The sequence below is a fragment of the Streptomyces sp. RKAG337 genome, assembly GCF_023701715.1.
GTDB lineage: Bacteria > Actinomycetota > Actinomycetes > Streptomycetales > Streptomycetaceae > Actinacidiphila.
Genome location: NZ_JAJOZA010000001.1, coordinates 680,408 through 699,321, shown reverse-complemented (window position 1 = coordinate 699,321; position 18,914 = coordinate 680,408). Strand labels below are relative to the sequence as shown.

The 18,914-nt window shown below is 72.5% G+C and carries 15 protein-coding genes; 13 read left to right on the top strand and 2 right to left on the bottom strand.

Annotated features, from left to right (window positions below; translation table 11 throughout):
• The first annotated feature begins 56 nt into the window (after nt 1–56).
• From LNW73_RS02900 to LNW73_RS02880, 5 genes are read left to right on the top strand one after another with little or no spacing between them, the layout of a single operon-like run.
• Nucleotides 57–1,724 carry an ABC transporter substrate-binding protein gene (locus tag LNW73_RS02900; protein WP_250988741.1) on the top strand — a complete coding sequence of 556 codons (1,668 nt, stop codon included), beginning with the start codon at nt 57–59 and terminating at the stop codon, nt 1,722–1,724.
• Nucleotides 1,721–2,680: an ABC transporter permease gene (locus LNW73_RS02895; RefSeq protein ID WP_250988740.1), complete on the top strand. Its 960-nt coding sequence runs from the start codon at nt 1,721–1,723 to the stop codon at nt 2,678–2,680. Before LNW73_RS02900 ends, LNW73_RS02895 begins: the two co-directional genes overlap by 4 nt.
• Complete coding sequence (locus tag LNW73_RS02890; protein ID WP_250988739.1) at nt 2,677–3,531, top strand: ABC transporter permease; 855 nt, start codon at nt 2,677–2,679, stop codon at nt 3,529–3,531. Before LNW73_RS02895 ends, LNW73_RS02890 begins: the two co-directional genes overlap by 4 nt.
• Nucleotides 3,528–4,559, top strand: coding sequence for an ABC transporter ATP-binding protein (locus tag LNW73_RS02885; RefSeq protein ID WP_250988738.1), 1,032 nt, complete (start codon nt 3,528–3,530; stop codon nt 4,557–4,559). The genes LNW73_RS02890 and LNW73_RS02885 overlap by 4 nt, the downstream gene beginning before the upstream one ends.
• Complete coding sequence (locus LNW73_RS02880; RefSeq protein WP_374118027.1) at nt 4,552–5,421, top strand: ABC transporter ATP-binding protein; 870 nt, start codon at nt 4,552–4,554, stop codon at nt 5,419–5,421. The genes LNW73_RS02885 and LNW73_RS02880 overlap by 8 nt, the downstream gene beginning before the upstream one ends.
• A 97-nt stretch (nt 5,422–5,518) precedes the next feature.
• Here the strand turns inward: LNW73_RS02880 and LNW73_RS02875 are convergent, their stop codons facing one another.
• A complete protein-coding gene (locus LNW73_RS02875) occupies nt 5,519–6,166 on the bottom strand; it encodes a TetR/AcrR family transcriptional regulator (protein WP_250988736.1) in 648 nt (215 codons plus the stop codon).
• Nucleotides 6,167–6,417: 251 nt separating this feature from the next.
• Between LNW73_RS02875 and LNW73_RS02870 the strand changes: the two genes are divergently transcribed.
• The 6 genes from LNW73_RS02870 to LNW73_RS02845 all read left to right on the top strand — a co-directional run bounded on the left by LNW73_RS02870 (nt 6,418) and on the right by LNW73_RS02845 (nt 13,372).
• The gene (locus LNW73_RS02870) at nt 6,418–7,593 is read left to right on the top strand and encodes an agmatine deiminase family protein (protein WP_308402069.1); all 1,176 of its coding nucleotides are present in this window, start codon (nt 6,418–6,420) and stop codon (nt 7,591–7,593) included.
• A 361-nt stretch (nt 7,594–7,954) separates the two neighbouring features.
• The gene (locus LNW73_RS02865) at nt 7,955–8,287 is read left to right on the top strand and encodes a WXG100 family type VII secretion target (RefSeq protein WP_250978855.1); all 333 of its coding nucleotides are present in this window, start codon (nt 7,955–7,957) and stop codon (nt 8,285–8,287) included.
• A 49-nt stretch (nt 8,288–8,336) separates the two neighbouring features.
• Nucleotides 8,337–8,651, top strand: coding sequence for a WXG100 family type VII secretion target (locus tag LNW73_RS02860; RefSeq protein WP_250978856.1), 315 nt, complete (start codon nt 8,337–8,339; stop codon nt 8,649–8,651).
• Nucleotides 8,652–8,759: 108 nt separating this feature from the next.
• Complete coding sequence (locus tag LNW73_RS02855) at nt 8,760–10,106, top strand: EsaB/YukD family protein (RefSeq protein WP_250988735.1); 1,347 nt, start codon at nt 8,760–8,762, stop codon at nt 10,104–10,106.
• 43 nt (nt 10,107–10,149) lie between these two features.
• A complete protein-coding gene (locus LNW73_RS02850; RefSeq protein WP_250988734.1) occupies nt 10,150–12,939 on the top strand; it encodes a right-handed parallel beta-helix repeat-containing protein in 2,790 nt (929 codons plus the stop codon).
• Between the two features lie 109 nt (nt 12,940–13,048).
• Entirely contained in the window at nt 13,049–13,372 is a 324-nt protein-coding gene (locus LNW73_RS02845; RefSeq protein WP_250988733.1) for a WXG100 family type VII secretion target, read from the top strand.
• Between the two features lie 22 nt (nt 13,373–13,394).
• Here LNW73_RS02845 and LNW73_RS02840 read toward each other — a convergent pair whose 3' ends face one another.
• Complete coding sequence (locus LNW73_RS02840) at nt 13,395–14,009, bottom strand: hypothetical protein (protein WP_250988732.1); 615 nt, start codon at nt 14,007–14,009, stop codon at nt 13,395–13,397.
• A 193-nt stretch (nt 14,010–14,202) separates the two neighbouring features.
• Here LNW73_RS02840 and LNW73_RS02835 point away from each other — a divergent pair, with 193 nt between their 5' ends.
• Both LNW73_RS02835 and eccCa read left to right on the top strand, forming a co-directional pair.
• A complete protein-coding gene (locus LNW73_RS02835) occupies nt 14,203–14,655 on the top strand; it encodes a WXG100 family type VII secretion target (protein ID WP_250988731.1) in 453 nt (150 codons plus the stop codon).
• A 59-nt stretch (nt 14,656–14,714) separates the two neighbouring features.
• Nucleotides 14,715–18,881, top strand: coding sequence for a type VII secretion protein EccCa (eccCa, locus tag LNW73_RS02830; protein ID WP_250988730.1), 4,167 nt, complete (start codon nt 14,715–14,717; stop codon nt 18,879–18,881).
• Nucleotides 18,882–18,914 lie beyond the last annotated feature (33 nt).

Genomic DNA, 18,914 nt, shown 5'->3' with positions numbered 1-18,914 from the left:
GCCCGCTCCTCCCCGGCCTTTCCCCCGGCATTCCTCACGGAAAAGAGAGCGCGACGATGACCACCTCCCCACCCCGCACCAGCAGACGCCCGCACCGCCGGCCCGGCCGCGGCACCGCGGCGCTCACCATCGCCGTCCTGACGTCCCTCGCCCTGCTCGCGGCCTGCGCGGGCCCTCCCAAGGGCAACGGCGGCGACGCAGCGGCCCTCAAACTCTCCGCGACCACGCCCCCGGCCCGCGGTGACATCGACTCCTTCAGCTGGGCCGTCTACGCCGAACCGCCCACCCTCGACTACACGGTGGCCTTCGACTACCCGCAGAACACCATCCTGTCCAACGTCTGCGAGAGCCTGATGCGCTGGACCCCGGCGCTCACCACCGCGCCGGGCCTCGCGCAGAACGCGTCCAACCCCGATCCCACCACCTGGGTCTACGACCTGCGCCCCGGGGTGCGCTTCCACGACGGCAAGGTGATGACCGCCGACGACGTGGTCTTCAGCCTCGGCCGGCAGATGGACCCCGACAACGCCGCGGCCTGGGCCCAGGTCTTCCAGAACGTCTCCGCCATCACCAAGAGCGGCCCGCTCCAGGTCACCGTCAAGCTCAAGAAGCCCGACTCCCAGTTCCCGCAGTACATGGCGACCGCCGCCGGAGTCGTGGCCTCCAAGGCCGGCGTCGAGGCGGCGGGCAAGAACTACGGCACCACCGGCGGGCTCGCCTGCACGGGCCCCTTCCGACTCGGCACGTGGAACAAGGGCCAGTCGATCGAACTCGACCGCTTCGACGGCTACTGGGGCACCAAGGCCAAGGCGAAGAAGGCCGTCTTCCGCGTCCTGACCGACCCGTCCGCCCGCACCAACGCCATGCTCAGCGGGGAGGTCGACGGCGGCTACCTGATCCCCACCGAGAGCTACGCCCGGCTGCGGGAGAGCGGCACGGGCACCCTCTACTTCGGCGAGGGCCTGAGCACCGTCAACGTCAACGTCACCAACATGAAGGGCCCCCTCGGCGACCTCCGCGTCCGCCGGGCGCTCTCCCTGGCGATCGACCGCACCGGATTCGTCAAGGCCGGACTCGCTGGCGCCGGAACGGTCACCAACTCCCTCACCACCCGGGCCGCCTGGGCCGCCGCCCCCGAGGCCACCCGGAAGGCGGCCTTCGACGGGCTGCCGCCCACCGGCCAGGACATCGAACAGGCCAAGGCCCTGATCAAGGAGGCCGGAGCCACCGGAAAGTCCCTCACGATGGCCACCAGCGCCATAGGCCAGGACGTCTCCCTGCTCGCCACCGCGGTGCAGGCGGCCGGCACCCGCATCGGACTGGACATCCGGCTCAAGACCATCGCCCCCAACGCCTTCACCGCGCTGTTCACCGACCCCGAGGCGCGCAAGGGCATCGACATGTTCCCGCTCACCTACTACGACTCCATCACCGACCCCCTCGACCTGCTGTCGAACTTCAAGACCGGCGCCTACATGAACTTCGCCGGCTACAGCGACCCCCAGTACGACCGGCTCGTCGACCAGGCCGCCGCCGTCTACCCGGTCCCGGAGCGGCTGGACATCGAGGCGAAACTCCAGCACCTGGCCTCCGAGCAGCTCCTGTGGATCCCCGTCGCGGAGTGGCCGACCGCGATGTTCCTGAACAAGCGGATCACCGGAGCGCCCACCACGATCTCGTACATGTACTACCCGTGGGCCGCCGACGTGGGGGCCGCACAGTGAGCTTCGTCCGCTTCGCCGCACGACGGGTGGCGGAGATGGCCGCCACCCTCCTCGTCGCCTCGTTCGTGGTCTTCGGCGCCATGTACCTGGCGCCTGGCAGTCCGGCGAGCTTCCTGCTCGCCGGCCGGTCGGCCTCTCCTGAGGCGCTCGCCTCGATCAACGCCCAGTACCACCTGAACGACCCCTTCCTCGTCCGGTACTTCCGCTGGCTCGGGGACATGCTGCAGGGCGACTTCGGGCGGTCGATCACCTACCGCACGGATGTCTCGCGGCTCCTGGCGGACCGGCTTCCGGTGACACTGCTGCTGGTTGCCATGTCTCTCGTCGTGGTCGTGGCCGTCGGTCTGCTGCTGGGCCGGATCGCCGCCGTCCGGGGCGGGGCCACGGACTCCACCGTCCTGGTCACCACGACGTTCGCCGTCGGCACTCCGTCCTTCGTCGCCGCGGTCCTGCTCCAGGGGCTGTTCGCCGTCCAGCTCGGCTGGTTCCCCAGCAGCGGCGCCGGCGACGGGCTGGGGGACATGCTCTGGCACCTCACGCTCCCCGCGATCGCCCTGGCGCTCTACCTGATCGGCATGCTCGCCCGGGTCACCCGCTCAGCCATGCTCGAAGCCCTCGAGAGCGAGCACGTCACCGTGGCCCGCAGCCGCGGTGTCCCCGAGCGCCAGGTCATCCGCCGCCATGTCTTCCACAACTCGCTCGGGACGATCCTGACCACCGGCGGACTGATCGTCTCCACCTTGCTGGTGTGCACCATCCTGGTCGAGACCGCCTTCAGCATCGGCGGGATCGGCCAGCTCCTCGAACTGTCCACCACCACCAAGGACTTCCCGACCGTCCAGGCGATCTCCCTGATCATCGTCGCTCTCTTCATGGTCGTGAACCTGATCGTGGACCTGCTGCTGCCCCTGGTCGACCCCCGGATCACCCTCGGAACGAGAGGGGCCGCCGCATGACCGCCGTCCTGACGCGCCGCCCCGGCCTGGCACGGATCCGCGCCACCGGTTCCCCGCTCCACGTCATCTGTCTGGGGCTCGTCGCCCTCGTCGTCCTCGCCGCGCTGCTCGCGCCGTGGGTGGCGCCGTACGACCCAAACGCCGTCGACCTGGGCAACGCGCTCGCCGGACCCTCGGCCGCGCATCCGCTCGGCGTGGACGCCGCCGGCCGTGACACCCTCTCCCGGCTGCTGCTCGGCGCGAGCACCTCCCTGCTCGGCCCGCTGGGCGTCGTCGTCTTCTCCACCGTCGCCGGCATCGCCGTCGGCATGGCCGCCGCCTGGCGGGGCGGCTGGCTGGACTCCGTCCTCTCCCGGAGCACGGAGCTGGTCTTCGCCTTTCCCGGCATGCTGCTGGCCATCCTGATCATCTCTATGTACGGCGAAGGGCTGCTCGCCCCCGTCATCGCGCTCGCCGTCGCCTACCTGCCCTACGTCAGCCGCCTCACCCGTTCACTGGTGCTGGCCGAGCGCGCCCGCCCCTATGTGAGCGCCTACCGGGTCCAGGGGCACTCGGCGGTACAGATCTGCCTGCGCCACATCCTGCCCAACATCGCCCCCGTCGTCCTCGCCCAGTCCACCATCAACTTCGGCTACGCCCTGATGGACCTCGCGGGGCTGTCGTTCCTCGGGCTAGGCGTGCCCGCACTCACCCCCGACTGGGGCCGCATGGTCTTCGACGGGCAGACCGCCATCCAGTACGGCTATCCGCTGTCCGCGATCCTGCCCTGCGTCTTCATCGTGCTGACCGTGGTCGCCTTCAACGTGGTGGGCGAGCGCTGGGCCGACCGCGTAGCCAGGAGAGACCGATGAGATCGACGCGACCTACGCAATCGACGCGACCGACGCGACCGACGGGATCCACGCCCACGCTCGACATCCAGGGGCTGAGGGTCACTCTGCCCGGCGCCGCCCGGCCCGTTCTCGACGGCGTCGACCTCACCGTCGCCGCCGGTGAGACCGTCGCCCTGGTCGGCGAGTCCGGTTCCGGCAAGACGCTCACCACCCGCAGCGCGCTGCGCCTGCTGCCACCCGGCGCGGTCACGGAGGGCGCGGTACGGGTCGATGGCGAGGACGTGCTCACCATGGACGCCGACCGGCTGCGCGACGTGCGCTCCGGCATGGTCTCCATGGTCTTCCAGGACCCCCGCGCCACCGTCAACCCGCTGCGCCGCATCGGCGACTTCCTCACCGAGAGCGTCACCCTCACCGGGGCCATGAACCGGACGCAGGCAGCCGACCGGGCGGTCGAACTCCTGCGGGCCGTGGGCCTGGACGAGTCCGTCCTGCGCAAGTACCCCGGCCAGGTCTCCGGCGGCATGCTCCAGCGTGTCGTGATCGCGGCGGCCCTGATGGGGGACCCCGCGCTCCTGCTGGCCGACGAGCCCACCACGGCACTGGACGTCACCAGCCAGGCCGAGGTGATCGCCCTCCTGACCGCGCTCCGCGAACGCTTCGGCACCGGCCTGCTGTTCGTCACCCACGATCTGGAACTCGCCGCCGCCATCAGCGACCGCGTCTACGTCATGTATGCCGGCCGGATCGCCGAGAGCGGTCCGGCCGAAGCCCTCTTCGCCCGCCCGCGGCACCCCTACACGGCGGCTCTCCTCGCCTCCACCCCGCGGATGGAAGGCCCCCGGGGCAGGCTCGCCGCCATCGAGGGTCAGCCGCCGGACCTGCGGGAGCCGCTGCGGGGCTGCGCCTTCGCGGCCCGATGTCCGCTCGCGACGGAAGTCTGCGACCAGCGCGCCCCGCTGCCCACGGCAGCCCCGGACCGACCGGACCACCGCGCCGCCTGCCACCACAGCGACCTGCTCGAAGGGAGCGCCGTCGATGCCTGAGAACGCACTTGGGAAGGCGCCCGGGAACGCACCGGCGAACGTGCCTGGAACCGTATCCCGGAACGTACTGGAGGTCGCCGGGCTGCGCCGCTGCTTCGGAGCCGTCCGCGCGGTGGACGACGTGTCCTTCGCGCTGCCCGAGGGCGGATCGCTGGGCATCGTGGGGGAGTCCGGGTCCGGCAAGACGACCATCGCCCGCATCGTCGTCGGCCTGGAGCACGCCGACGAAGGCGACGTCCGCATCCGCGGGCGGTCGCGCAGCGGGGGTACCCGGGGCCGGGCCGCGCGGCTGGCCCGCGCCCGCGAGGTCCAGATGGTCTTCCAGGACCCCTATCTCTCCCTCGACCCGCGCATCAGTGTCGAAGGGGTGCTGCGCGAAACCCTGAGTCTGCACTTCCCCGGCCGCGACCATGCGAAGCGCGTGCGGGAACTGCTCGACCAGGTGGGCCTGGGCACCCGGGCCGCCGACGCCCTGCCGCGGCGTCTGTCGGGCGGCCAGCGCCAGCGTGTCGCCATCGCCCGGGCCCTGGCCGTGGAACCGGCCGTCCTCATCCTGGACGAGGCCGTCGCCGCGCTCGACGTCTCCGTACAGGCGCAGATCCTCAACCTGCTGGCGGACATCAGGGAGCAGACCGGGATCGGCTACCTCTTCATCACCCACGACCTCGGGGTCGTCCGCTGCGTCACGGACGAGATCGTCGTCATGCGCCACGGGGTCGTGGTCGAACAGGGCCGTACGGAGGAGGTGCTCGCCGCACCTGAACATCCGTACACCCGGCTGCTGCTGGAGTCCGTGCCCCGACCGGGCTGGGACCCGAAGGCGATCGCCGCGGCCCGGCGGGCGCTGGAGCCGATGCTGTAGCGGGCGCCGGGCGTCCCGGGTCAGGTTCAAGGGCTGTAGTCGGCGCCGGGCGTCCGGGGAGGATCCGGGGGGTGTGGCCGGTGCCGGGCGGCGTGAGTCAGGTCCGGGGGCCGGCTCCGGCGGCGAGCGTGCTGATCAGGGTGCGCAGCACCGGACCCGAGTCGACATCGGAGCCCAGCGACTCCGCGGCGGCCAGGCCGTCCACCGCGGCGGCCACGGCCTCGCCCAGCAGGAGCGCATCGAGGTCGGCGGCCCGTTCCTCGGCCAGGACCTCGAACAGCGCGACGAAGCAGGCGCGCCAGCGCCGGTACTCACCTTCCAAGCGCTCCCGGACCCGAGGGTCGTTCAGGGCGTGCCAGTGCAACGCCGAGTGGAGGTGGGAGAGTTCCGTACCCTCGGACCGCGCGAGCAGCTCGACCACCCGCTCGGCCCGTTCCGCGAACGAGCCGGGTCCGGAGACGGCCTCCTCGAGGGGGAGGATCCACTCCGGGCGGATGTCCGTGACGACCGCCAGGACGAGATCGGTCCTGTCCTGGAAGTGGTAGTGGCACATCCCGTGCGTGACGCCGCTCAGCGCCGCCACGTTGCGGGTGGTGAACCGCTCGCTCATCTCGCCCGCCAGCAGGGTCCGCGCGGCGGAGATCAGCCGTGCCCGGGTCTGCTCGCCCTTGGCCGAGACCCGCGGCCGTCGCGCGGGGGCGAGGGGAGCGGACAGGTCCGGGGAGTCCTTCGCGGAATCTGCCATGGCGTCACTCTAACGAGCCTGGGGGCACGGCCACCTGCGGCTTCCCTGATCCACCCGGTGATCCCTCCTCTGGCCCGCTCCCTGAACGACCGGAGATCCATCGGAGATCCATGGGAGATCCATGGGAGATCCACCGGAAGATCCACCGGAATGACCTCGTCCAAACTATTGACCGAGCGCTTGGTCAGTTTTAGCTTTCCAGTCAACCCCGGAGTCGGCGCGGGGAGTTGACCCACCGAAGGAGACCCCTCATGAACGACCACGCAGCGAACCCACCCGGCGCGGGCGACGATCACGCAGCCAACCCACCCGGCGGGATGGGCAGGCGCACCTTCCTCGCGGCGGCCGGCCTCACCGCCGCTGCCGCCGCCCTCACGGCGGTCGAGGGACGGGCGGGGGCGGCGGCCCGCCCCGCCGCGGCCGCGTTCCGGGTACCGGGTGAGGACGTCCGTCACACCCGCACCTGGATGGCCTGGCCGGACAGCACCTCCATCTGGGGCAGCACGCTCAACGGCGTCCAGACGGACATCGCGCTCATCGCCCGCACCATCGCCAAGTACGAGCCGGTCTACCTCTGTGCCAACTCCGCCAGTGCCGCCAAGGCCCGCTCCCTGTGCGGCTCGACCGTCACCGTCGTCACCACCATCCCCGTCGACGACTGCTGGATGCGCGACACCGGCCCGATCTTCCGCTCCGACGGGGCCGGCGGCCTGGACGCGGTCGGCCTGAACTTCAACGGCTGGGGCAACAAGCAGACCCATTCCAAGGACGCTCTGGTCGCCGGCCGGATCGCCGCGTACGTCGGCACCCCGTTCACCGCGGCCGGCCTGGTGGCCGAGGGCGGCGCGGTCGAACAGGACGGCGCGGGCACCCTGATGGCCACCCGCAGCAGTCTGGTGAACCGCAACCGCAACCCCAACATGTCGCAGTCACAGGTCGAGACGGCGCTGCGCACCGCCTACGGCGCCTCCAAGGTCATCTGGTTCGACGGCGTCACCGGCAAGGACATCACCGACGACCACGTCGACGCGACCTCCCGCTTCCTCGCCCCCGGGAGGGCCGTCGTCCAGATGCCGCTGGCCTCGGACAACGACGCGTACGCCAAGGACGCGCGCCAGCAGTACCAGGTCCTGTCCGCGGCCACGACCGCGGGCGGCGCCCCCATGACCGTCGAGAAGCTGCAGGGTCCCGACTACAACAAGATCCGCTCCACCAACCCGGAGTTCCTCGCCTCCTTCGCCAACTACTACGTCTGCAACGGAGCCGTCATCAGCGGTCAGTTCGGCGACACCCGGGCGGACACCGCGGCCAAGGCCACCCTGGCCCGCCTGTTCCCCGGCCGTGTCATCGAACAGCTCAACATCGACCGCCTCGGCACCGGCGGCGGCGGTATCCACTGCGTCACCCAGCAGCAGCCGGTGCCGTAACCGGCCCGCGGTACACCGAACGGCCCGGCATCGGCAGCCCGACGCCCGTCATCCTCCCCATCCCGGCGTGACCCGCCCTCCACCCACCGGCCCGGCTCCCGACAGGAGCCGGGCCGAACGGCTGTGTACCGTCCGACCTCCGGAGGAGAGCTCGCGGGGCTGGGGGCAGTGTGGCCGGCCTCGACCCGGAGGGCGCGCTGTGGGTGCGCGATCTCCTCCTCGGGTCAGAACCTGTTCAATCGCTGCTCACTTGGGTTCGCGACCACCCGGACGGGGCCGCGGTGGTGTTTGACTGCGGAGGTGTCGAGCGAGAGGGGCGGACCCCGCCATGGCTGACCAGCCTTCTGTGAGCGTCGGCGGTGTGACCTACAGGGTGACACCGGAATACCTGGCCAACGCCTCCAGTAACACCTCGTCCACGGCGGGCGAGATCTCCGGGCAGTTGAGCGAACTGAAGTCGTACGTGACCAGTCTGGAGGCGAGTTGGCAGGGCATCGCCCACAACCAGTTCCAGACGCTGATGGCCGAGTACGACATCTACGCGCGGATGCTCCACGACGCCCTGGAGGGGATCTCCAAGGGGCTGCAGGGCAACTACGTCAACTACAAGGACTCCGAGCAGCAGAACGTGAACAACCTGATCGCGCTCGGCGACGACGTGCCGAAGTCGGCGACCGGCACCAACTTCTCCTGACCGTCACGTGTTCCGCCGCCCATCCCGGCGCACTCACTAGGAGCCATTCATGCCCGATGTCGACGGCACTCCGATCTACGTGGGCGAAGGCCTCGCCGCGGCAGGCGGCTGGCTGAACGCCAGAGCCGGCGAGGTCTCCGGCGAACTCCAGGCCCTCAAGTCCCAGTTGGCACCGCTGGCGGACGCCTGGCGGGAGAGTCAGGCCGCCACGTACTACCAGGACATGCAGAACGAGTGGGACCTGGCGGCCGACGGCCTGTTCGGACCCGACGGGGTGCTCGGCCGGATCGCCCAGGCCATGCACGTGAACTGGAACAACTACAGCGACGCCGAGTGGTCGAACATCTCCACCTGGCGGCACTGACCTCCCCTGCGGCATGCGGATCCCGGCACGGCCCCCACGGCCCCGCCGTCCCGAAGCCCTGAAGCCCTGACTCCACCGATACCACCGACACCACCGAAGGAATCGTCCGTGCCCGATGAACGCTGCCGGGTCACCGTGGTCGGTGAACGCAGGCGCGTCGACCTCGCCCTCCCGGCGCAGGCCCCGATCGCCGAGTACGCCCCTCGGCTCGCCGCGCTGTGCGGTCAGCCCGAGTCCGAAGCGATGCCTCCCGTCTGGTCGCTGGCCGAGTCCGGGGGTTCCCCGCTGGCCCCCGGCGACTCGCTGGCGGCCGCGGGCATCGTGGACGGTGCCACGCTCTACCTGCGCGACCACCGGGACGGCGAGTGGGGCGAGCTGACCGTCACCGACCTGGACGAACAGGTCACCGCGGCGCGTGAGCAGGGCGGTGTGTGGAGCGCCCGGCTTCGCGCCCAGGCGGTGCTGGGGGCAGGCCTGCTGGTGACCGTCGTCGCCGCGGGATGGCTGGGGGCGCGCCGGTCGGCCGGTCCCGCCGTGCCGCTCTTCGTCTTCGCCGCGCTGGCGTCGGCGCTGCTCGCCTGGTACGCGACCCGCAAGAACTGGCCGCTGCCGGGCGCGGTACGCCAGCTCCTGGCGCTGGCGGCCTGCCCGCTGCTGGCCTGCGCCGGACTGGGCGCGCCCCTGCACGGGCCGGTGGCCACCCCGGTGCTGGTCGCGGCCGGCGCCGGGCTCGGCGCGCTCGCCGGGCTGGTGGCGCTGCCGGCGCCGTCCACCGTCGTCCTCCAACTGGTCACGGCCATCACCGCGTTGTGCGTGGTGCCGCTGACCGCGCTGCACGCGGGCCGCACCGGCTCGGCCGCCGTGCTGGCCCTGACGCTGTACCTGGTGGCCGGTCTGCTGCCCCGGGTGACCAGCCAGATCGCGGTACTCGTTCCCACCGGACCGGACACCGGCAGGCCGGCCATGGCCAGTGCGGACGTGGCCGCCGTCGTGCGCCGCGGCAACGCGCTGCTGATTCTGCTCAGCGTGCTGACCGCGACGGTGCTCACCACCGCGCTGCTGGTCCTGAGCGCCTCCCGGGGTGTGTACGCGCTCGCCCTGGTCGCCGTGGTGAGCGTCGGGCTGCTGCTCCAGGCAGGCTCGGTGCGGCTGCCGGCCGCCGTGCTGCCCCAACTGGGAGCCGGAGTCGCCGGGTTGCTGGCGCTGGCGATCCGGCTGCCCGAGTACCTCTTCGACTCCCGCGCCGCCGGGCCGCTCGCCGCGTTCGCCGCCGGTCTGGTGCTGGTCGGCTGCGGTCTGTTCCTCGCCTTCGGTGCCGCGCTGCGCCCCGTCGAGCAGGAGCGCCCCACATGGCCGTCGGCGGTGGCCACCTTCCTCGCGGTAGCCGGTCTGCCGCTGGCCGTCGGCGTCTTCGGCCTCTACGGCTGGCTGGCCAACCTGGGGAGCGGTCTGTGACCGGCCGCCGCGTGCGGGCCCGGGGCACGGCGGGAGGCCCGCGGTGAAGGCGGCCGCACAGCGGGTGGCGCCCGGCAGTTGGGGCGCGCACCGCACCATCGGTGCGGCGGTGCGGGGAGCCCGGCCGGGCGCCCTGATCACCGTCCAGGCCGGCACGTACATCGAGAGCGTCGTGCTCGACAAGGACGTCAGCCTGGTCGCCAAGGGCGAGGTGCGGCTGGTCGCCGCCCGGGGCCCGGCCGTGACCGTGCACGCCGGCCGCGCCGAACTGCGCGGCTTCGTCCTGTCCGGCACCGCGCCCCGCGAGGCGGCCGTGCTGCTGCGCGGCGGCGAACCGGTGCTGCGGGACTGCGAGATCACCGGCGGCCGCGTCGAGGTCACCGGAGCGGCGGCACCGCTGCTGACCGGCTGCTCGGTGCTGCGGACCGAGGGCGCGGCCCTCTGGCTCACCGGCACCAGCCGCACGACGCTGGAGGGCCTGACCGTCGGTGGCTGCGACGGGGACGGTCTGGTGGCCGGCGACGAGGCGCGGGCCGAGCTGACCGACGCGGTGCTGGACGGAGTGACCGGGCGCGGCGTCGTGCTGACCGCCGGCGCCCACGTGACCCTGACCCGCTGCGAGATACGCGGCAGCGGTGGCGCCGCCGTCTTCGCGGAGGGACACGCGGGCGCCACGCTCCGCGAGTGCCGGCTGCACGGGACGGGCGGCCCGGGCGTCTGGCTGCGCGGCACGGCGGGCCGCGGTACGGCCGACGACAACCCGGTGCGGGAGAGCGACCCGCACCCCCAGAGCAGGGGCTCGGCCCTCCCCCGTGGGGTCGAGCCCCGCACCACCCGCGGTACCCAGGGTGTGCGGCTGCGCGGTTGCGAGATCTTCCGCACCGCCGGGGCCGGAGTGCTGGCGGACGGCGGCAGCGCCGTCCTGCTGGACGCGTGCCATGTGCACCACACCTCGGGCGCCGCGGTGCTGGTCACCGCCCAGGCCGCCGCGGAGCTGACGGCGGTGCGGGCGGTGGACTGCGAGGACACCGCGCTCGTCGTCAGCGGCTCGGGCACGGTCACCGCGCACGACTCCACCTTCGCCCGCACCGCGGCCAACGGGCTGTACGCGGTCGACGAGGCCGACGTGTCGCTCACCGGCTGCACCGTGCGCGACACCGCCTACAGCGCCCTGCACCTGGGCGGCGGAGCCCGCGCCCGGGTGCGCGGCTGCACCGTCACCGACAGCGCCGAGTACGGGATGCGGGTGACCGAGCGGGCCGAACTGCTCGCGGACGACTGCGAGGTGACCGGCGCCGAGCTGGCCGGGGTGTCCGTGGAGGGCGGCGACGCCGCGCTGCGCGGCTGCCGGATCAGCGGCACCAGGGAAGGGGTGCGGCTGCGCACCTCGCACCGTCCGCTGCTGGCCGACTGCGAGATCACCGGCACCGCGGAGACCGGGGTGCGGATCGGCCGGGACACCGGAGCCCGGCTGGAGAACGTGACGATCACCGCCAGCGGCACCGCCGGTCTGCTGCTGGAGGAGGGCAGCACGGCCGTGGTGGACGGCGGCGCGATCCGCGACACGGCGGGCAGCGGCATCGTCGTCCGGGCCGGAGCCCGGCCCCGGATGCACGGCACGACGGTCGCATCGGCCGCCAAGAACGGGCTGTTCGTCGAAGAGGGCGGCGAAGGCCGCTACGAGGACTGCCGCTTCACCGGCAGCCGCTTCCCCGCCGTCTACGCGGGAGCCCGCTCCCGCGTCCTGCTGCGCCGCTGCACCGTCGACGGGACGGAACAGGACCTGCTGCGGGACGAGGAGGCGGAGGTGACGGCCGAGGACTGCCGGGTGGAGGGCGTCTCCGAGCCGGTACTGCCCACGCTGGCGCCCGCGGGGGAGCGGGAGCGGCGCACCGCTGTGCCCGCCGTCGCGCACGCCGCGGGTCCGGCCGGCGGGGCGGCCGGTGGCGGTGCGCGTGACCAGGACGCGTCCGGCGACGACGCCGGACAGGCCGGGGAGAAACTCGCCGCCCTGCACGTGGAGTTGGACCGGCTCGTCGGTCTCGACGGGGTCAAGCGCGACGTGGTGACCCTCACGAAGCTGATGCAGATGGTCACCATCCGGCAGGCCGCGGGGCTCTCGGCGCCGCCGCTCAACCGCCACCTGGTCTTCGCCGGCAACCCCGGTACCGGCAAGACCACCGTCGCCCGGCTCTACGGCGGCTTCCTGGCCGCCCTCGGACTGCTCAGCCGCGGCCACCTGGTGGAGGCGGACCGGGGCGACCTGGTCGGCGAGTACGTCGGACACACCGCGCCCAGAACCACCGCCGTCTTCCGGCGGGCGCTGGGCGGGGTGCTCTTCATCGACGAGGCGTACTCACTGGTGCCGCAGGGAAACCAGATGGACTTCGGCGCGGAGGCCGTCTCGACGCTGGTGAAGCTGATGGAGGACCACCGTGACGAGGTGGTCGTCATCGTGGCGGGCTACCCGGGTGGGATGAACCGGCTGCTGGAGTCCAACGCGGGCCTGGCCTCCCGCTTCACCCGCACCCTCCGCTTCGAGGACTACTCCTCCGCGGAACTGGTGCGGATCGTGGAGCACCAGGCCGACAGCCACGAGTACACCGTCGTGCCCGAGACCACCGAGGCACTGCACGGCTACTTCGAGACCCTGCCGCGCGGGGAGCAGTTCGGCAACGGGCGCAGCGCCCGGCAGGTCTTCCAGCTGATGACCGAACGGCACGCACAGCGGGTGGCCGAGCTGTGCCTGAGCACCGCCGACCTGGCCGCGGCGGGCCCGGAGCTGCTCACCGCGCTGCTGCCCGCGGACCTCCCGCCGGGGGAGGCGTCGTGACCGCCGGCGGCGCGGAACGGGACGACCGTACCGACCGTACGGCGGGACCGGACCGCGGACGTGCGGCGTGATGGGACTTCGGACGTGGTGAAAGGCAGGTGCCCCGCAGATGGCGGAACAACCGACTCCAGAGCAGTGGCAGGCCGACCTCGCGGCACTGCATGACGCGATCGGCGCGGTCAAACGCGAGGCCGCGGCCATCTCCACGACCATGGCCTCGGTCGACTCCAGGATGAAGGAGGTCGGCACCGACTGGTCCAGCCCGTCCTACGCCACGTTCGACGAGATCACGTCCTGGTTCCACACGGCGCAGCACGACCTGGAGCACCTGCTGGCGGACATCGTCTCCCGGATGACCACCAGCTACTGGAACTACCACAAGGCGGAGACCGCCAACTACGCGAACCTCAGCGACGGGCAGCGGAGTGCCTGAGCCGAGGTCCGCGGCGGCCGTCTCAGTGTGTCGCGGGCGGGTCCGGGAAGCGGCACTCCCGGTCGGTGTGCGCGTAGACCTGACCGGAGTGGTTGATGAGGGCGATGTACTCGCCCAGCTTCTCCAGCGCCATGCCCGCCTGCAGCAGCGCCCGCTCCATCGCCGGGTTCATGTCGGCGGCGAACTGCTCGCCGGCCGGCGCGAACGGGTTGTCCTTGCCGTTGACATAGATGTAGCCGTCATGGTTCAGCCGGTTCGAGTAGTACCCCTGCGACTTCGCGCCCTGGCCGAAGACGGTGTCCTTCTTCGCCAGGACCTTGGCGCGGACCTCCTCGTACGTGGCCACCGCGGCGCGGCTCTCGGTGAGCAGCGACCGCTCCGTGGTGCGCATGGCGCTCAGGTCGATCCTCAGGTCCCCGGACGGGTCCCCGGGGGTGGGGCCCTCGGTGCCGGAGTCGGACGGGATCTTCTGCGGGTCGTCGTTGAAGGACGGCGGCTCGCCCCAGGCGACCTTGTCGTTCGGCACCAGACCGCTGAGGTCCTTGCCGTGGTCCGCCCCCGGCTCACTCTGGTCGTCGCCCCCTTCCGCGGCGGGCAGTGGCGTCGTGTCGTACTGCGAGTTGATCGGGTCGGTCACGGTGTCTCCCTCGGCAGCGTCGCGCCGGCTTCGCGGTCCGTCGGCCGGGCGGCGCGGTGTACGGGGCGGCAGTGGCCCCATGGAACCTCCGCCAGGTTTACCACTTATATGAGGAATTGTCAGCATCGCGGCGGGACCGCGCCGTTCACCACAACACCCCGCGCCCTCGCGGGACTTCAGAGGAAGGTGACCCATGGCTGACCACGGCCAGGCCGACTACGACGTCTCCGTCATCGACGTCTCCCCGAGCGGCATGCACACCACCGCCACCCAGCTGAAGAACCTCGCGCAGGACGTCGCCGACAGCCTCACCCGGGTCAAGGCGACGCTCGACGGGCTCCGGCTCACCTGGGAGGGCCGGTCCGCCAGGGACGCCGACGAGGTCGCCCAGGACTGGGTGCGGGTGACCACCGAACTGTTCGGTACCAAGGACGACCCGAAGAAGGGCGTCCTGACCACCCTCGCCGACGGCGTCGGCATGGCCTCAGGCAACTTCAGCACGGCCGAGGACGCCATCGCCAAGGCGTTCTCGGAGTTCCGCCAGGCCCTGGCGCCCGGTGACGGCAAGAGCGATCCGCCCAAGGACACCCCGCCCGAGCCGGTCACCGACACCAACAAGACGGCGATCACCATGACCTTCGGCTGACCGCCGCCCCGCCCCCCTTCGCCCGCCGGCCCCCTCAGCCCCGTCAGTAGGCAGCCCCCGTGAGTCGCATACCCTTCCACCGCCCCGTCCGCATGACGCCCCCGCCGATGCCGGACGGCAGGACGACACTGGCCACCCCGCCCCAACGCCCGCAGCAGCAAGGGGCGGCGGGCTGGCTGATGATCCTGCTGCCGCTGCTGTCCAGCATCAGCATGGCCGCCTACATGGTCGCCTACGGCAAGGCGTGGATGATCCTGCTCGGCATCGCCTTCGTCGTGGTGTCGGTCGGCATCACCATCGGCGTGCGCATGCAGCTGCGCGGCAGCCGGCGACGCAACCAGTACCGGCAGCGCGAGCGCTACTCGGAGTACCTGGCGGGCGTCCGCAAGCAGGCGATGCACGACGGCGCCGCCCAGCGCGCGGCGGACGCCTGGCTCCACCCGCACCCCGACCGCTTGTGGGCCATCGCCACCCGCCGCCGCCGGGTGTGGGAACGCCGGCCCGGCGACGCGGACTTCCTGCGGCTGCGGGTGGGCGTCGGCGCGGCACCCGCCGCGCACGGGCTGCACATGCCGGCCCAGAACGACCCCACCGTCGAAGTGGACACCCGCTCCCAGCACGCCGCCGCCGAACTCGTCCGCACCCATGGCACCGTCGAGGACCAGGCCGCCTGGCTGGACCTGCGCGGCGCCGGCGTCGTCAGCCTGCTCGGCCCGCGCCCGCGCACCCGCGAGCTCGCCCAGTCGCTGCTGCTCCAGCTGTCGGTGCTGCACGCCCCCGACGACGTGCGCGTCGCCGTCGTCACCGGCGGCGACTCCGCCTGGGACTGGGTGAAATGGCTGCCGCACGCCCAGCAGCCGGACCAGGACGCGCGGTTGCGCGAGCAGGAGCTCGTCCCGCTGCTGGCCGATGACCTGGCCGGGCTCCAGGACCACCTGCAGAGCACGCTGGACCAGGCCGTCGCCGCGCGTGCCGAGCGGAGCAGCCGCATCGTCACCCAGCGGGACACCGGCGCCCGCCGCCACCTCGTCGTCTTCCTCGACGACTACGACCCCCAGGCGCCCTGGACCCGTGCGGCGCTGCTGTCCGACCTGCTCACCGAGGCCGGGCCCGAACTGGGCCTGCACGTGGTGTGCCTGGTCGAGGAGGAGGGCTCGGAACCGGGCCGGGTGGACGTACGCGCCCGCACCGACGCGCGCGGCGGCCTCGTCCTGGAAGGCCGCGCCCCCGGCCTGCACGCGCCGGTCGAGAAGGCCGTGGCCGACGAGACCGTGCCCGCCGTCCGGGAGGCGACCGCCCGCTCGCTGGCCCCGCTCCGGCTGTCCGGCGAGCGCGACCAGGTGCTCTCCGAGCACGTCTCCCTCTCCGGCATGCTCGGCTTCCCCGACATCGCGGCCTTCGACCCGGCCACCTCCCGGCGCGCCCCGGACCGCAAGGACCTGCTCAGCATCCCGATCGGGGTGACCGGCACCGGCGAACCCCTCTCCCTGGACCTCAAGGAGTCCGCACAGGGCGGCATCGGCCCGCACGGCCTGGTCGTCGGCGCCACCGGGTCCGGCAAGAGCGAACTGCTGCGCACCCTGGTCACCGGCATGGCCATGGTGCACGCGCCCGAGCACCTGGCCTTCGTCCTGGTCGACTTCAAGGGCGGCGCCACCTTCGCGGGCGTCACCGAACTGCCGCACGTCTCCGGCCTGATCACCAACCTCGCGGACGATCTCGCACTGGTCGACCGGATGCGGCAGGCCCTGCAGGGCGAACAGCAGCGCCGCCAGCGGATGCTGCGCGAGGCCGGCAACGTCGACTCGGTGCGCGAGTACCAGCTCCGCCAGGCCGCCGGCGGCACCGATGTGCACGGCAAACCGCTGGAGCCGCTGCCGTACCTGCTGATCGTCGTGGACGAGTTCGGCGAACTCCTCTCCCAGCGCCCTGACTTCATCGACCTGTTCGTGCAGATCGGCCGCGTCGGCCGCTCCCTGGGCATGCACCTGCTGCTGGCCACCCAGCGGCTGGAGGAAGGCCGGCTGCGCGGCCTGGAGTCGCATCTGTCGTACCGGATCTGCCTGCGCACCTTCAGCGCCGCCGAGTCCCGCGCCGTCATCGGCACCTCCGACGCCTACACGCTGCCCGCCATCCCCGGCTCCGCCTACCTCAAGGTGGACGAGTCCGTCTACGAGCGCTTCCGCGTCGCCCACGTCTCCGCGCCCTACCGCGAACACGACTCCGAGGCGCCGGGCCCCGCCGTGGAACCGGTGCCCTACGCGGTGCTCGGCGACCTCGCCCCGCTCACCGCCGAGGAGAGCGAGCCGGCCGCCTGGGAGTGGGACCCGGACGCGGGCGACACCGAACTCCAGATCGCCGTCGAACGCCTGCTGAACAAGGACACCCCGGGACACCAGGTGTGGCTGCCGCCACTGCCGGCGCACTTCCCCCTCGACCCGCTGCTCGGCGAGCCCGAGGCGGACCCGGACCTCGGCCTGCGCTGCGCCCAGTGGCCCTTCGCGGGAGAGCTGAAGGTCCCCGTCGGCGTCCTCGACGTGCCCGCCCGCCAGGAACAGCGCCCCCTGGTGCTGGACCTGACCGGACGGCAGGGGCACCTGGCCCTGGTCGGGGCACCGCAGAGCGGCAAGTCCACCTTCCTGCGCACCGCGATGCTCAGCGCCATGCTCACCCACACCCCCGACGAGCTGCAGTTCTACGCCGTCGACATGGGCGGTGGCGCGCTGCACGGGCTGGCCGACGCACCCCACGTGGCCGGCGTCGCCGGGCGCCGCGACGAGGAACGGGTGGGCCGGGTGCTGGCCGAGGTCGGCCGCCTGGTCACCGCACGCGAGCAGATGTTCCGCGACCTGCGCATCCAGTCCGCCGCCGACCTGCGCACCCGGCGCGTCCGGGGCGAGCTGCCCGAGGGCGTGCGCGCCGCGGACATCGTGCTCGTCGTCGACAACTGGGCCGCCCTGCACGCCGCGGACGAGAGCGCCGTGGAGACCCTCACCGAGATCGCCACCCGCGGCCTCGGCGTCGGCGTCCACCTGTGGCTGACCGCCAACCGCTGGGCGGAGATCCGCGTCAACCTGCGCGACAACATCCCCGGCCGTCTCGAACTGCGCCTCAACGACCCGTCCGAGTCCGAGATCAGCCGCCCCGCCGCCCGCGGACTGGGACAGAGCATCCCCGGGCGCGGACTCGCCTCGCCCGGCCTCACCTACCACGTCGCGCTGCCCCGGCTCGACGGCGCGGACGGCATGGACGGGCTCGCCGACGCCGAGCAGGCGCTGGTCCGCCGGATCGCCGAGCGCTGGCGGAAGTCGGCGGCCCCGGCGCTGCGCGTGCTGCCGGAGCGGATCACCGTCCGCGAACTGGCGACCGCCGCCCAGCCGTCACCCGCCGAGCGCTGGGAGAGCCACGGGGCCGGCCTCGGCGAGCACGAGGTCCCCATCGGGCTGCGCGAGTCCGACCTGCGCACCGTCGGCCTCGACCTGACCTCCGGCGCCCCGCACTTCACCGTCTTCGGCGACTCCGGCTCCGGCAAGACCGCCTTCCTGCGCAGCTGGATGCGCGGCATGGCCGCCCGGTACTCCGCGCGCGAGGTGCGCTTCATGGTCGTCGACCACCGGCACAGCCTGCTGGACCTGGTGCCCGAGGAATACATCGGCGCCCGCGGCGGCAACGCCGACCTGGTCACCGCGCAGGCGCAGGCCCTCGCCGAGATGCTGCGCTCGCGTATCCCCCCGGCCGATCTCACCACCGCCCAGCTCGCCGAGCGCGACTGGTGGCAGGGACCGGAGCTCTACGTCGTGGCCGACGACTACGACCTCGCCTCCGGCAGCATGGGCCGCGGACCGCTCGCCGCCCTGGCCGAGTTCATCCCGCAGGCCGACGAACTGGGCTTCCACCTGGTGCTGGCCCGCCGCGTCGGCGGCGCCGGCCGCGCCCTCATGTCGGACCCGCTGCTCAGCAAGCTCAAGGAGATCGGCACCGACGGCCTGCTGCTCTCCGGCGACCACCGCGAAGGCGCACTCATCGGCGACCAGCGAGCCCGCCCCCGTAAGCCCGGCCGGGGTCTGCTGGTGCGGCGCAGCGCCGAACCGATGCTCGTGCAGATCGCGCTGGACGAACGCGACGCGCCCCCGGCCGCCTCCGGCGGCTCCGTACCGGCCGTTGCCGGTCCCGTACCGGCCGTCCCCGGTTCCGAAACGGCCCGGACCGTCAACACCCGAGCCTAGACAGCAGCACAGCGCCCAGGGAGGGCGGCCCAC

Coding starts and splice junctions, on each gene's coding strand:
- LNW73_RS02900 (WP_250988741.1), top strand. CDS start 57: ATGACCACCTCCCCACCCCGCACCAGCAGACGCCCGCACCGCCGGCCC.
- LNW73_RS02890 (WP_250988739.1), top strand. CDS start 2,677: ATGACCGCCGTCCTGACGCGCCGCCCCGGCCTGGCACGGATCCGCGCC.
- LNW73_RS02885 (WP_250988738.1), top strand. CDS start 3,528: ATGAGATCGACGCGACCTACGCAATCGACGCGACCGACGCGACCGACG.
- LNW73_RS02880 (WP_374118027.1), top strand. CDS start 4,552: ATGCCTGAGAACGCACTTGGGAAGGCGCCCGGGAACGCACCGGCGAAC.
- LNW73_RS02875 (WP_250988736.1), bottom strand. CDS start 6,166: ATGGCAGATTCCGCGAAGGACTCCCCGGACCTGTCCGCTCCCCTCGCC.
- LNW73_RS02870 (WP_308402069.1), top strand. CDS start 6,418: ATGAACGACCACGCAGCGAACCCACCCGGCGCGGGCGACGATCACGCA.
- LNW73_RS02860 (WP_250978856.1), top strand. CDS start 8,337: ATGCCCGATGTCGACGGCACTCCGATCTACGTGGGCGAAGGCCTCGCC.
- LNW73_RS02845 (WP_250988733.1), top strand. CDS start 13,049: ATGGCGGAACAACCGACTCCAGAGCAGTGGCAGGCCGACCTCGCGGCA.
- LNW73_RS02835 (WP_250988731.1), top strand. CDS start 14,203: ATGGCTGACCACGGCCAGGCCGACTACGACGTCTCCGTCATCGACGTC.